The sequence below is a fragment of the Saccharicrinis sp. 156 genome, assembly GCF_050589685.1.
GTDB lineage: Bacteria > Bacteroidota > Bacteroidia > Bacteroidales > Marinilabiliaceae > Saccharicrinis.
The window spans coordinates 58,636-73,717 of record NZ_JBNGOS010000018.1; the positions used below are offsets into that span (position 1 = coordinate 58,636).

General features: G+C 40.5%; 10 protein-coding genes. All 10 read left to right on the plus strand.

Annotated elements, in window-relative coordinates:
• Positions 1-218: 218 nt before the first annotated feature.
• The 10 genes from ACRD64_RS12750 (at position 219) to ACRD64_RS12795 (ending at position 14,933) form a co-directional block, all read left to right on the plus strand.
• Positions 219-1,481 carry an HD domain-containing protein gene (locus ACRD64_RS12750; RefSeq protein ID WP_430933762.1) on the plus strand — a complete coding sequence of 421 codons (1,263 nt, stop codon included), beginning with the start codon at positions 219-221 and terminating at the stop codon, positions 1,479-1,481.
• Positions 1,482-1,601: 120 nt separating this feature from the next.
• Positions 1,602-2,642 carry a UDP-3-O-(3-hydroxymyristoyl)glucosamine N-acyltransferase gene (lpxD, locus tag ACRD64_RS12755; protein ID WP_430933763.1) on the plus strand — a complete coding sequence of 347 codons (1,041 nt, stop codon included), beginning with the start codon at positions 1,602-1,604 and terminating at the stop codon, positions 2,640-2,642.
• A 43-nt stretch (positions 2,643-2,685) separates the two neighbouring features.
• A complete protein-coding gene (locus tag ACRD64_RS12760) occupies positions 2,686-4,086 on the plus strand; it encodes a bifunctional UDP-3-O-[3-hydroxymyristoyl] N-acetylglucosamine deacetylase/3-hydroxyacyl-ACP dehydratase (RefSeq protein ID WP_430933764.1) in 1,401 nt (466 codons plus the stop codon).
• Between the two features lie 271 nt (positions 4,087-4,357).
• Positions 4,358-5,149, plus strand: a complete 792-nt coding sequence (gene lpxA, locus ACRD64_RS12765) for an acyl-ACP--UDP-N-acetylglucosamine O-acyltransferase (RefSeq protein ID WP_430933826.1) — start codon at positions 4,358-4,360, stop codon at positions 5,147-5,149.
• 119 nt (positions 5,150-5,268) lie between these two features.
• Positions 5,269-7,203, plus strand: coding sequence for a YfbK domain-containing protein (locus ACRD64_RS12770; protein WP_430933765.1), 1,935 nt, complete (start codon positions 5,269-5,271; stop codon positions 7,201-7,203).
• A 192-nt stretch (positions 7,204-7,395) separates the two neighbouring features.
• Positions 7,396-7,839 carry a hypothetical protein gene (locus ACRD64_RS12775; RefSeq protein WP_430933766.1) on the plus strand — a complete coding sequence of 148 codons (444 nt, stop codon included), beginning with the start codon at positions 7,396-7,398 and terminating at the stop codon, positions 7,837-7,839.
• Positions 7,840-7,989: 150 nt separating this feature from the next.
• The gene (locus tag ACRD64_RS12780; protein ID WP_430933767.1) at positions 7,990-8,583 is read left to right on the plus strand and encodes a hypothetical protein; all 594 of its coding nucleotides are present in this window, start codon (positions 7,990-7,992) and stop codon (positions 8,581-8,583) included.
• A gap of 114 nt (positions 8,584-8,697) precedes the next feature.
• Positions 8,698-11,052, plus strand: a complete 2,355-nt coding sequence (locus ACRD64_RS12785) for a TonB-dependent receptor (protein WP_430933768.1) — start codon at positions 8,698-8,700, stop codon at positions 11,050-11,052.
• A gap of 3 nt (positions 11,053-11,055) precedes the next feature.
• Complete coding sequence (locus tag ACRD64_RS12790) at positions 11,056-11,949, plus strand: DUF4249 family protein (RefSeq protein WP_430933769.1); 894 nt, start codon at positions 11,056-11,058, stop codon at positions 11,947-11,949.
• A 452-nt stretch (positions 11,950-12,401) separates the two neighbouring features.
• Entirely contained in the window at positions 12,402-14,933 is a 2,532-nt protein-coding gene (locus ACRD64_RS12795; protein WP_430933770.1) for a glycoside hydrolase family 2 TIM barrel-domain containing protein, read from the plus strand.
• The last annotated feature ends 149 nt before the right edge of the window (positions 14,934-15,082 follow it).

A 15,082-nucleotide genomic window follows, 5' to 3' on the forward strand; every position in this document is an offset into this window, starting at 1 on the left:
TAGGGGACATCCGCCCCCTATCCTTAAGATATTTAGTTAAAACCGCTGCAAAGATAGTTATTATGCAGTTAATATGCAACATGTGATAAAAGCTAATGCGATATCAAGGGTTAAAATATGACTTGTACTATTTCTTTTGTTGGTTATGAGGTTGATTTAATTCCTGTTTTTCCCCATAAAATTCTATATTGCGGACATATCATTAATCATTGTTCTTTGTGGAAAGAGATTATCCATTTAATAAACTGAAAATCATAAACGATCCGGTTTATGGTTTTGTAAAGATTCCTTTTGATTTTATTTATGACCTTTTGCAACATAGATATTTCCAGCGGCTTAGGGGAATTAAGCAATTGGGGCTTACCTCTATGGTGTACCCGGGAGCCATGCACAATAGGTTTCAGCATGCGGTTGGGGCCATGCATTTGATGACTCAGGCAGTGGGTGTGCTACAGTCAAAAGGCATTGAAATAACAGAGGAAGAATCTCAGGCAGTTCATATGGCCATTTTACTACATGACATAGGGCACGGACCTTTTTCTCATGTTTTGGAACACTCCCTGGTGGAAGGAATTACCCACGAAGAGATTTCCCTGATGTTTATGGAGCGGTTGAATAAGGAGTTTGAGAACCAATTAGGCCTGGCTATCGAAATATTTAAGGATAATTACGTTAAAAAATTCTTGCACCAATTGGTGAGTAGCCAATTGGATATGGACAGGCTGGACTATTTAAGGCGGGATAGTTTTTTTACAGGGGTTACAGAAGGGGTAATCGGTTCGGATAGAATAATTAAAATGCTACATGTGCATAACGACCAGCTGGTTGTGGAATCGAAGGGGATTTATTCCATAGAAAAATTTTTAATTGCCAGAAGGTTGATGTACTGGCAGGTTTACCTGCATAAAACTGCCGTGGTAGCCGAAAGTATGTTGGTGAATGTTTTGAGACGTGCCAAATATCTCATGCACAACGGTATTGGCATGTTTGCGACGCCCCATCTGCAATATTTTATGGCATCCGATGTAACATTTGACATCTTTATGAAAGACGAAACAGTATTGGAAAAATTCTCTTTGCTGGATGATGGCGATATTATGTCGGCCATTAAAATATGGACGCAACATGAAGACTTTGTATTGTCATCTTTGTCTAAAGCAATTGTAAATCGCGATTTATTGCATATTGAGTTACAAAATAAACCCTTCAATAAACAAAGAATAAAACGCATTAAGGAAAAAATAGGAGAAGAGTTTAATTTAAGTAAGGATGAAGTTGGGTATTTTGTGACTACGGATGTTATAGAAAACCATGCCTATAGCTTGACCGATGAAAAAATTAACATTTTATTTTCAGGGGGTTCTTTAAAAGATGTTTCCACTGCATCGGATATTTTAAATTTATCGGTGTTAAGTAAGAATGTAAGAAAAAACGTCCTGATTTATCCCAAATCGGTTCGGAATTGGGCCAGCAAATTATAATTAAACGGTATGGTCGAATGGTTTTAATTAAGCTTAGCTTTTTAGCCGGGTTTGAAAAATAGCCCGTGCAATGGGGTTTAATGAAGATAATATTATTAGATTTGCAGCAAATTTTTTAAAATGGAATTCTCAGCTAAGCAAATTGCAGAATTAATTAACGGGAAAGTTGTTGGAAACCCGGAAGTTACGATTTGTAACGTTTCGAAGATCGAAGATGGTAAACCCGGAACCATTTCCTTCTTAGCCAACCCAAAATATACAAAGTACATATATGATACCAAAGCCTCCGTGGTTTTGGTAAACAACTCTTTTATACCAGAAAGGGAGGTGCAAGCCACCATGATTAAAGTGGAGGATGCATATACTTCTGTTGCCAGGTTAATGCAGATGTATGCTGAAATGAAGCCGCGTAATACGGGTATCGAAGAACCATCGTTTATTTCAGAATCCGCTACCTTGGGAGATTTCCCATACGTAGGTGCTTTTGCTTATATAGGAGATAATGCAAAAATTGGTAACAATGTGAGTATTTATCCCAATGTGTATATAGGCGACAATGTTACAGTAGGTGATAATTGTATTTTATATCCTGGAGCTAAAATATATCACGAATGTGTAGTTGGTAATAACTGTATTTTGCATGCAGGATCGGTTGTGGGTTCAGATGGATTTGGTTTTGCACCTCAAGCGGATGGTGAATTCACCAAGATTCCTCAGCTTGGAAATGTGGTGCTGGAGGATGATTGTGAAATTGGAGCAAATACAGCTTTAGATAGGGCTACGATAGGCTCAACCGTTTTGAAGAAAGGTGTTAAGTTGGATAACTTTGTTCAAATTGCACATAATGTAGAAGTGGGCGAGAATACGGTAATTGCCGCAATGTCGGGGGTGGCGGGTTCAACGGTAATTGGAAAAAACTGTATGTTTGGCGGACACTCGGGCGTTGTGGGACATTTGAAAGTGGCTGATGGAGTTAAGATGGGTGCTTATACCGGTATTGCCGGTAACGTAAAAGAAGAAGGTGCGGTACTCAGAGGTACGCCGGCTTTTGAGGCCAAAGCTTTTGCGCGGTCCTGGGTAGCCTTAAAAGGCCTTCCGGATCTGGTGAAGGAGGTACGCGAGCTAAAACAAGAAATAAAAAAATTAAAAGGCGAAGAATAAACTATTCAAATACGAGTAGTTGTTTGGCGATGAAATTTTTAATATGGTAGAAAATCAGAATACACTGGCAAATAAAGCTACCCTTAAAGGTACGGGGTTGCATACAGGAGCAATGGTAACTATGGTGCTTAACCCTGCGCCTGAAAATCACGGGTTTAAGTTTAAAAGAACCGATCTTGAAGATAAACCCATCATAGATGCATATGCCGAGAACGTTACTTATACACAAAGAGGGACGGTACTGCAAAAGAAAGATGCCTCGGTAAGTACGATTGAGCATTGTTTAGCGGCATTGCGCGGTTTAGGGGTAGATAACTGTTTGATAGAGGTCGACGGACCTGAGATTCCTATATTGGATGGTAGCGCAAAACATTTTGTGGCAGCTATCAAAGAGGTAGGAATTCAACCCCAACAAGCGGAAAGAAAATATTTTGTGGTGAAAGAAAAAATGGTTTTCGAAGATAAAGAAAAGGGCATCAAGCTGGTTGCCATGCCTGATGATTCTTTTAATATCGACACCATGATTTCATTTGATAACTCAGTGTTTCTGGGAAGCCAGTTCGCGTCGCTATCTTCGTTAAAAGATTTTGAGGAAGAGGTTAGTGCCTGCCGTACTTTTGTTTTTCTGCACGAGGTTGAAATGCTAATGCAACATAACCTGATTAAAGGAGGTGATCTTAAAAATGCAATTGTAATTATAGATAGAGATGTAACACAAGAGGAACTGGATCGGTTGGCTGACTTATTTCATCAACCCAGAGTGGAGGTTAAACCCATAGGGATCTTAAATAACCTGGAGCTGGAACATCATAACGAACCTGCCCGCCACAAACTGCTGGATGTGATCGGGGATTTGTGTTTGGCGGGCTTACCCATCAAGGGTAAGATCATAGCCACCCGTCCGGGACATCAGTCCAATGTGGAATTTGCCAAACTAATTCGCACCGAAATCAGGAAGCAAGCCAACAAACCGGAAGTGCCCCATTACGATCCCAACAAAGAACCTATTTGCGATATCAATAAAATAACCAGTATGTTACCACATCGCTATCCATTCTTGCTAGTGGATAAGATCATCGACATACAGGAAGATTTTGTGGTGGGAGTTAAAAATGTGACGTTGAACGAACCATTTTTTCAAGGGCATTTTCCAACAGAACCCGTTATGCCGGGTGTATTGTTGGTAGAAGCTATGGCGCAGTGCGGAGGAATATTTGTGTTAAACCAAGTAGAGGATCCTGAAAATTATTCCACCTATTTCATGAAGCTGGATAACATTAAGTTTCGTAAGAAAGTGGTGCCGGGCGATACGGTTATTTTTAAACTGGTATTGCTAACACCGATGAGACGGGGTGTGGCTAATATGAAAGGTACCGCGTTTGTCGGTGATTCGGTGGTTGCGGAAGGTGAATTTATGGCCAATGTAGCACGCAACAAAGTTTGAAAGAGCTAAGGTACTGGAATGATAGAAAAGTCGATTCCCGTTATTTCCGTATTTAAATCAAGTATATATCAATTCGTTAAGCATTACGGGCAATTAATAGCTTATTATTTTTTTTATTAGGATTCTTCGATTATTTTCGCAGCTGGAAAAATTGGGAAAGCGTATAAAACTTAGGTACTAAAACCTAAATATGAACGACATTATTGAATTAGGAGAGAAACCAACAGCTCAGTTGGAGCGCGAACAGTTGGAGAAAAGTAAAACGAAACACATGAAACAACCATTGGCATACATCCACCCTGAGGCAAAAATAGCGCCTAACGTGGTAATTGAACCCTTTGTTACCATCGACAAAAACGTGGTCATTGAGGAAGGAACCAGAATTGGTTCCAACGTTACTATTTTAGAGGGGGCAAGAATTGGTAAAAACTGTAATATATTTCCGGGAGCGGTTATTTCAGCAATTCCTCAGGACTTGAAATTTGCCGGTGAAGATTCTGTAGCTATTATTGGCGACAATACTACCATTAGAGAATGTGTTACCGTTAACCGGGGAACCGCTTCAAGGGGAAAGACCGTGGTAGGAAGTAATTGTTTGTTAATGGCGTATGTACACATTGCCCACGATGTTATAGTTGGAAATAATGTGATAATAGCCAATGCCACCCAGGTGGCAGGGGAAGTTCGAATAGATGACTATGCCATTGTGGGCGGTTCTTCAGCCGTGCATCAGTTTGTTCATATTGGGGCGCACGTAATGATACAGGGTGGTGCCTTGTTAAGCAAGGATGTGCCTCCTTACGTAAAAGTGGGTAACACCAAAATGTCATATGGTGGTATCAACTCTATCGGATTGCGAAGAAGGAGCTACACCAATGAACAAATTACAGGAATCCAGAATATTTATCGGGTTCTGTACCAAAGCGGATTGAACAACTCGGATGCCATAGATAAAATTGAGGCTGAATTACCAGCCTCCAAAGAGCGCGACGAAATTGTTTTGTTCGTGAAAAACTCGCAAAGAGGAATTATCAAAGGGTATGCGTCAGTTTCTGAAAGATAGAATAAACCTTAGTTAAAGATATTAAAAACCGGTCTGATGAAAATTAGATCGGTTTTTTTTATGGAATAATATGAACGTGGGCATCCTTCATACAGAACAAACTTTTAAAATATTAAGTTATGAAGACAACGTTATTATTATTCGGTTTTTTGGGCCTGTTTATAGGGGCGCACGCAGCAAAAGTGATTTCAGGTATTGTGTACGATGAAACTAAAACTCCCTTACCTGGCGTTTCAATTGTTGAAAAGGGCACAACAAATGGAACCACCACTAATATGGATGGTGAGTTTACTTTATCGGTAAGAAGCGAGAATGCGATTGTAAGTTTTATGTTTATTGGGTGTCAAACACAGGAAATAGCCGTTAAAGGAAAAGATAAACTTGAGGTTGTTTTAAAAGCTGATATGGTTTCAATGGATGAAGTGGCAGTGGTTGGATTTGGTAAACAGAGCAAAAAAGATATAACAGGTGCCTTAAGCGGCAGGGTTGCTGGTGTTAGTGTGAATGAATCAAGAGAAAGCGGACAAGCGATTAGGATAAGAGGATATTCTTCTGTATCGAAGAGCAAAACAGCTTATTGTCTCCCTCCGCAACCATATCCGGTTTCAACCGAGGATTATGCCTCGTTTAACGAAAATAAATTTTTGGATCCCAAGGCAGAACCGCTTTCTACTTTCTCGGTAGATGTGGACCGGGCATCATATTCAAATGTACGCAGGTTTATTAATCAAGGTTCGTTGCCGCCAGTCGATGCGGTGCGTATTGAGGAGATGATCAACTACTTTAACTACAACTATGCCGGCCCTAAAGATAATCACCCATTTGCCATTCATCAAGAAGTTGCTGCGTGTCCTTGGAACGAGCAGCACTACCTAATGAAAGTGGCACTTCAGGGCAAGCGCATGGAGAAAGAAAACCTACCACCTTCGAACCTGGTATTTTTATTGGATGTGTCCGGCTCCATGCGGGCGGCCAATAAATTGCCATTGTTAAAATCCGCCCTCAAAATGTTGGTCAACGAACTCAGAGACGAAGATAAGGTGTCGATAGTGGTTTATGCCGGAGCTGCAGGCGTAGTTTTGGAGCCAACATCCGGTAACGAAAAAAGAAAGATTATTGAAGCACTGGATAAATTAAATGCAGGTGGCTCAACGGCAGGTGGAGCCGGACTTAAACTGGCTTACAAAATGGCGCACAAAAATTTATTGGAAGAGAGCAACAACAGAATAATTCTGACGACCGATGGTGATTTTAACGTAGGCGTGAGCAGTAACTCCGAAATGGAAAAACTGATTGAAGGTGAGCGTGATAATGGAATATTTATAACGGTTGCCGGATTTGGAATGGGCAATTATAAAGACAGTAAAATGGAGATTATTGCCGATAAAGGAAACGGAAATTATTTTTATATCGATAATATTCAGGAAGCCCGTAAAGCATTGGTAGAAGAGTTTGGCGGTACTTTGTATACGATTGCCAAGGATGTGAAATTTCAACTTGAATTCAACCCAATGCATGTGGCAGGCTATCGTTTAATTGGTTACGAAAACCGCTTGTTAAACAAAGAGGACTTTAACGACGACAAGAAAGATGCTGGCGAAATCGGAGCAGGCCACACAGTGACTGCGTTATACGAGATTATTCCTTTAGGAGCGGAGGATATCAAGGATTATGTGCCCGGTGTGGATGCCTTGAAGTATCAGGCCTCTAAGAAAAAGGAAATCCAGGGAAATAATACATATTCCGATGAATTGCTCACCTTAAAGTTGCGCTATAAGCAACCCGATGCCCCAAAAAGTACGCTGTTGGTTGAAACCGTTAAAAACAAAGTGCTTTCGTACCAAAAATCTAGTTCCGATTTTAAATTTACGGCTTCGGTTGCTGCCTGGGGAATGAAACTCCGCAATTCCGACTACATTGAAAACGTAAACTATGATGATATAATAAAGTGGGCCAAAGCTTCCCGTTCGGAGGATAAAGAAGGATATCGGGCCGAAATGATCAGGTTAATGGAATCGGCGCAGGTACTCGCTGACGCCGTAAGTTTACGATAGATTACCGCTATTATATGGGTAGATGACTTAAAATTTGATGTATATTAATAACCTTTACCAAAGTTTAAAACTTTGGTAAAGGTTATGTAAGTAATTGACTAATTAAAAAAATAGCCTTAAATTTCGAGCTTAAGTAAATTGTTGATAATTAACTTGAACCAAAATTTTTAATCGAACCAAACTTTTAAAACCATGAACTCATCAACTAAAGTGTTTATAACTGCTGTTATATTGCTATTTGGAACCAGCATCTATGGTCAGTACGGAATCACTTATTACTCCTTTCACAACTTATCATTTCACACCTATCTTACGAAGATTAAAACCAACGATTTAACGGGGGAAATAAAGATCGGAACCAACAGGGAGTTTGAAGATATTACCGCAGAGTTGGATTGCTTTTTAAGGTTCGAAGAAAAAGAATATCACCGATTTTCAGTAGGCATGGGTTTTTTGATAGAGCCATTCACCAAATACGATTCCGATTTTGGATTTGTCTTTCCTGGTTCTGTCGAGGTTTTTCCGTTTCAGGGATTTAAGAAAGTATCATTTTTAATAGAAGCCGCACCTTTATTTTATACTGATGGTGAAACAAACTTAAGAAGTATGATAGGGGTGAGGTATTGTTTTTACTAATAAAGAACCGTAAATAGCTACATTACACAACGTTTTTTAAGAGGAGGAGAGTTGTAAGAATGGCATGTATAGTTTAAGTTGTAAGAATCAAGCAACCTTTATAATTATTCTGCGTCTACGACATAACAAATCATCAAATTTTCCATAATCATGAAGACAATCATTCTTCTAGCGCTATTATTTGTAGGCTTTGCGTTGCAAGCTCAAGAGGCTATAACAAAATCAAGAAAGTCCCAGATCGGTTTCATCTACTCTTCCTTAGGAGACAATGTTGTTTCGGGTGACGCATTAATAGGTGGACCTAGCTACGATGGGGATGGGTTTTTTACTATAGGAATTAGCTACCTTAAGCCTTTAAGCAATTGGTTGGATTTAGAAACTGGAATAGATTATTCTGAACACAAGATTTCTGTTAGTAATGCTCCAATGCCCGGGAAAGTATATAACTCTCGAAGAGAAATGTCTTTAATTCATGTTCCTGTTGCCCTAAGAGCCATTTTTTTAAAGTACTTTTATGTAAATGGAGGTATGCTATTAGGAATGGATATAAGCGATAATAGTCCAATTGATTCGCAAGGTGGTATTGGTGCTTTATTTGGATTGGGAGCAAAATATGATTTTAATAATGGGTTAGGAGTTTTTGTAAATCCTTATACAAAATTCCATGCCTTGTTGGGATTTGGTCTGGATAATAACCGAAAAAGAATTAATGAGTCGGGATTTAGATTTGGGGTAGTTTTTTGAAAATAAAAGCAATCCCAATTAATTTAAACTAATTTGCAACCATCTTTATTTTTAGTTGTCGTTGAACCGTAATAAAACTGATAATTGAATTTAATCTTTTGAACCAGAGAAAAGATGGACACTATAAAAATACTTATCCTCTTAATAGGTATCACATTTCTTTTTGAGAATAAAGCAAGGGGTGATAACGAATCGCCTACCGACAAAGACTTGGTTGTGTTGAGCGGACATATAAAAGATGGAGCCACTGGTGAGTTGCTGATTGCGGCCACCGTATATTTCAAAAACCTGAAAACGGGTACCGTATCTAATCTTTACGGTTTTTACTCGTTTAGCGTATCTGCCGGAACATATGAAGTTGAATTTATATATCTGGGATATAAAGCGGTTGCCAAGACCATAGAAATAACCGGTAATACCACCTTAGATATCGAGCTTTTTGCAGATACGGAGACCATTGAAGAAGTGGTGGTGACCTCAAAAAAGGCCGATGCCCATGTGCGCGATCCGCAAATGAGTGTTCAGAAATTGCAAAACAAAGATATAAGGGCGGTACCTGCCTTGATGGGCGAGGTAGATGTAATAAAAGTGCTGCAGTTGATGCCCGGGGTTCAGGCAACCAGTGAAGGCTCGAGCGGTTTTAGTGTGCGGGGAGGTAATCCCGATCAAAACCTGATATTGCTGGATGAAGCTATTGTTTACAATGCAGGTCATATGTTAGGGTTTTTCTCGGTTTTTAATAACGATGCCATCAAGGATGTGCAACTTTACAAAGGAGATATTCCTGCACGGTATGGCGGACGTTTGTCTTCGTTGGTGGATGTGCGGATGAACGATGGCAATAATAAATATTGGGAAGGCAACGGAGGTATTGGTGTCATTTCATCCAGGTTAACGCTTCAAGGGCCTGTTGTTAAAGATAAAACATCGGTTATTTTAAGCGCACGACGTACTTATGCCGATATGTTTTTGCCATTGTTCGGAAACGAGGACAATAGGGACAACAAGATATTTTTTTACGATATCAATGCCAAGATAAAACATGTGATCAACAACAATAATCGGGTGTATCTGAGCTTTTACACCGGGCGCGATGTATTCAAAGAAACACGCTCCAGTATCGATTACGGTAACCAAACTTTTACACTTAGGTGGAACCACGTTTACAACCCTAAGTTGTTTTCGAATATTACGCTGGTAAACAGCAACTACGATTATCACCTGGAAGCCAATGACGAGACTTCCGGTTTTAGGTGGGACAGTAAACTGACCGATTATAGTTTGAAGATTGATTTTAACTATTATCTGAATCCCAACAATACCCTTAGTTTCGGGGGGCAGAGCATTTATCATGGGATGGAACCGGCAACGGCCATGGGAACAGGAGATAATGCCTTGATGAACAGAATTGAAGTTCCGGATGCCAATGCGCTGGAACATGCTTTGTACATCGGCAATTCGCAGAGTATAGGGCGATGGGGCTTAAGATACGGATTGCGATTTTCAGGCTTGCAGAATATTGGTCGTGGTACCGTCTATGCATTTGACGAAAACTACGAGGAGATCGACAAAAAAGAATACGAATCAGGCGATGTTTATAACAGTTACTGGGGATTGGAGCCGCGGTTTGGATTGTCGTATATGCTCAATCACGTTACTTCGTTAAAAGGAAGCTATGCCCGCACCCGTCAATACCTGCACCTGGCCAGTAATTCCACTTCCGGAACCCCGCTGGACGTTTGGTTTATGTCGTCACCAAACATTGAGCCGCAGATAAGTGATCAGTTCTCGGTAGGGTATTTTAAAAACCTGTCGGGCAATACTATTGAAACATCGGTTGAGCTCTTTTATAAGGACATGCAAAATACCATCGATTTTAAGGATCATCCGGACTTGCTCCTGAACGAAAAAATGGAAGGAGAATTAAGGATTGGTAAGTCATGGGCTTATGGAGCCGAGCTGTTGGTAAAGGTAAAAAAGGAAAAGTATAATGGTTGGATTGGCTATACCTGGAGTAGGTCGTGGAGGGAGATTCCGGAAATAAACGAAGGCAACAAATATCTTTCACCATATAGCCGAAACCATGATATCTCGGTTGTGCTTAACCGAAAGGTAGGTAAACGGGGTCACCTGGGGATGAACTGGATATATACCAGCGGTTCTCCAATGACAGCACCAACAGGTAGAATGTTTGTGGGGGGCGATATTATCCCCATTTATTCGTCACGAAACGAAGAAAATATGCCCGATTATCACCGGATGGATATTTCGTATACGCTTAAAGCCAAAAACAAAAAGAACAGAAAATGGCAGGGGGAATGGAATTTCTCTCTGTACAACGTATATGGGCGTAAAAACGCCTGGTCTATTTACTATGAGCAGGATGATGACAACCCTTATGAAATCAAGGCGCAGAAAACCTATCTTTTTCAATATGTTCCATCTGTTACCTATAACTTCAAATTTTAAGTCATGAGCAAGATACTTTATCTTACAGTTATATTCCTGGTAATATCCATGCTTGGGTCCTGTACCGAAGAAATTGAGATGGATTTTAAAACGGATAGGCCGCAGTTGGTGGTAGATGGTTTTTTTACCGATCAGGCGCAGGAGCACTTTGTTAAACTGTCGATTACTTCCGAGTTTCAACGCGATAAGCCGAGCCCGCCGGTATCAGGGGCTGTGGTTACTTTAACGGATGGGCAAAACGAAATTACCTTAAGCGAGCTTTCAGGGGTGCAGGGGACTTATGTAATTCCCAGATATTACATTGGGGTTTATGGCAAAACTTACACCCTGAATATTTCAAATGTGGATGTGAACAATGATGGTGTTACAGAAGAATATGAGGCCAGTAACGCGATGAACCCCATTGCCCCAATTGATTCTATATTTCTGGATTGGACCACCACGCAAGGGCAAAAGCAATGGCAAATACTCTTGTTTACTCAGGAACCTGAAGAAACAAAAGAGTACTATGCTTTTACGGCTTATTTGAATAATGAACTGATCACACCTCAATTATCGGAAATAGAGTATGCCGACGATAAGTTTTTTAACGGGAATGATGTGAATGGCGTATGGGTACAGAGCGTTGTAGAGGAAGATAATGACGGCGACCTAACCGGTAATTTCCTGAAGGAAGGTGATTGGGTAAAACTGGAGATGCAGAGCATCAACAAGGATTACTACGATTTTTTACTGGCTGTGGATGAAGAAACAGGGATACAGGTGCCATTGTTTAGTGGGCCGCCAGCAAATGTCCCTACCAATGTGAGCAACGATGGCAGAGGTTTTTTTAGGGTGTATTCGTTGGTACAGGACTCTATTCGGGTTACCGAGGACATATTGGCCAGAAGAAAATGATAATAAGAAAACTACTTTGGCTGTTAAATTAGTTTAACCAGATTAATTTCTAAGTTTTCGTGATGGGAACGCAAAATGCATAGAGAAAAAATGAAGCGTAAATTTTTAGTTCGCAGTAATAGTGATCTATTTCGAGAACTATAAATTCAGCATTTATCTTTTATCACGGTAAATTGTGTTCGTAATAGAATTTCTAATGCATATTGCGGGATTAATCACAATTGCACGGCTTTATTAAATGCGAGGGGTGTTTGATAAGGAAATCTTTCAAAACGCCTACCCTTAGGTCTAAAAATCAATATAGTTTATTTTTTTGTGGTTTATGTCTAGTTTATGTTGGGTGCAAAAATAGGCCTGTCGTGTTTTTATTCAACAGCTCAGGTTAATTGAAACCCTTGATTTGCCTATACTTGTATTCATAACAACATTGAATATTTTTAAATCAAGACAGAATGAAAAAACTACACTACTTGTTTTTGGTTCTAACAGTTGCTTTTATGGCTTGCCAGAATCAACACAACAAATTCGAGAGAGAAACAGACTTTAATTTTGGGTGGAAGTTCGCCTTACAAAACGATACTGCTATACCTTCCCAGATTCCAATGGCCGATGCGGATTGGAGAGAGGTGCGTTTGCCGCACGATTGGAGTGTGGAAGCCTCCTTTGATTCAACACTTGAAGGCTGTACCGGTTATCTGCCCGGAGGGGTGGGGGTTTATCAAAAACATTTTGCCACTCCCGGCCATAAGGATGAGAAAAGCACCTTTGTTTTATTTGATGGTGTGTATAACAACGCCACTTTTTGGTTGAATGGAAAGCGTCTTGGAGAAAATCCTTACGGTTACTCCCCGGTATATTTCGATTTAACCGACCACCTAACTACCGATGGAAAAGATAATGTACTTACAGTACATGTTGATCATTCACGTTATGCCGATAGCCGTTGGTACACAGGAAGCGGCATCTATCGTCATGTAAAGTTATTGGCCCTGGATAAACTGCACATTCCTGTTTGGGGTACTTACTTAACTACGCCGGAAGTGGCAGCCGATAAAGCAACGGTAAGGCTGGAGGTGACCGTTGAAAACGATTTGGATAAAGAAAGCGCATTTATTCTTTCCACCTCGTTGGTGGATGCAAGTGGTGCCGCTGTTGCCAGTGCCAATACGGATTGCAGCCTAAAAGGAAGCAACAAAAATGCTTTCATTCAAAATTTCGTGGTAAAAAATCCTGCCCTGTGGTCACCGGAAACACCTTACATGTATAAAGCCATTACCAAAGTGATAAAAGATGGTGCTGTTGTAGATGAATATGACACCCCATTCGGAATCAGAAATGTTCGTTTCGAAGCGAAGAAAGGTTTCTTCCTAAATGGAAAATTTACAGATGTGAAAGGGGTTTGTCTTCACCACGATGGAGGATTGGTTGGGGCAGCCGTTCCCCGGGGAGTGTGGGTTCGCCGGCTGAAAGAACTCAAAGCGTGTGGCGTTAATGCCATCCGTACCGCGCATAATCCATATTCTAAGGAGTTTTTGGATTTATGTGATGAAATGGGTTTTTTGGTGCAAAATGAAATCTTCGATGAATTTGATTATGCCAAAGATAAACGTCAGAACTACCACGATCGTCACGACGACTATATAACCCGAGGTTATGTGGAGCATTTTCAGAAATGGGCCAAGAGCGATTTGACGCGTCAGGTACTTCGCGACCGTAATCACCCCAGTGTATTTATGTGGAGCATAGGCAACGAGATTGAGTGGACTTATTTACACTATCGCTATGTTACCGGTTTTTGGAAAGATCCAAACGATCCGCAGAACTCAGGTGCATACTGGGGAAGCGAACCAATGTTTTCCCCGGAAGAAATGAAGAAACGTTACGATGAATCGGAAAAGGGAGAATATATTTTGACCGAAACAGCCGAGAGACTCAATAAGTGGGTAAAAGAGCTGGATCCAAGTCGAACAACCACGGCTAATTTAGTGGTGCCGCAAACCAGTATGGTCAGCGGATATGCCGATGCTGTGGACGTAGTAGGTTTTAGCTACAGGAACAAGGATATCGCCTGGGCTCAAAAGCACTTTCCGAATAAGCAGGTTACTATTAACGAAAATCCGGGTACCTGGGACGATTGGAAACAAGTGCTGGAAAACCCGGGGGTATTCAGTAATTTTATGTGGACGGGTATTGGTTATATCGGAGAGCGTCATGGCGACTGGCCTTCGAAAAGTGGATGGTCCGATCTGTTGGATATCGCAGGTTTTAAAGTTCAGGGATGGAACTATTTTAAGAGTATATGGATCAATAAGCCACATATTTCTATTGGCACCCTGCCATTAAAGGAGTCGGGATTTAAAATTTCGGGGTTCTCGGCACAACAGCTTCCTAATAACAATGGATCGTACCGTTGGAGGGATTCAAGAATGCATTGGAATTACAAAAAGGGGGAAAAGGTAATGGTGGAAGTTTGTTCTAACCATTCTATTGTTGAGCTATTAATAAATGGTCGCACCTTGGGGCGCAAGAGTATGTCCGAGTGCCCTGACCGCATATATCGTTGGACCGTTCCGTTTGAAGAAGGTACACTAACGGCAAAAGCCGGTTTTGACGGAGAAGAGATTATTGCAGAACTTCATACGACTTCTGAGCCTGTTGGCATAACATTAACTGCCGACAAAACTAACTTGCAGGCCGATGCCTACGACGTAGCGCATTTAGTTGTTCAGTTGGTGGATGCAGAAGGACGTGCAATAAAAACAGAAAATGTAAAGGTAGATTTTGAAATTGAGGGAGATGTGCGATTATTAGGTGTGGATACCGGAGCCGACGATAATATTCAGGATTTTCAATCGAACACTATTGTAACCAATAAAGGTAGGTGTTTGGCGATTGTTCAATCGAATAAAACAAAAGGTAATGTAACAGTAAAGGCTAAAGCAAATGGCTTTGAAACACGGGCAGTAGTGATAAATATTCGGTAAACTTTATTATACGGCATAAGCGACAAAGAAAAGCCAGATGGATCTTATTGTTCATCTGGCTTTTTAATTATTATCTCGATACTTACTTGTCGTAGTTTATAGTGTATTTCAATGATTAATTCACTAATAAAATTTATGGTTTATAACTT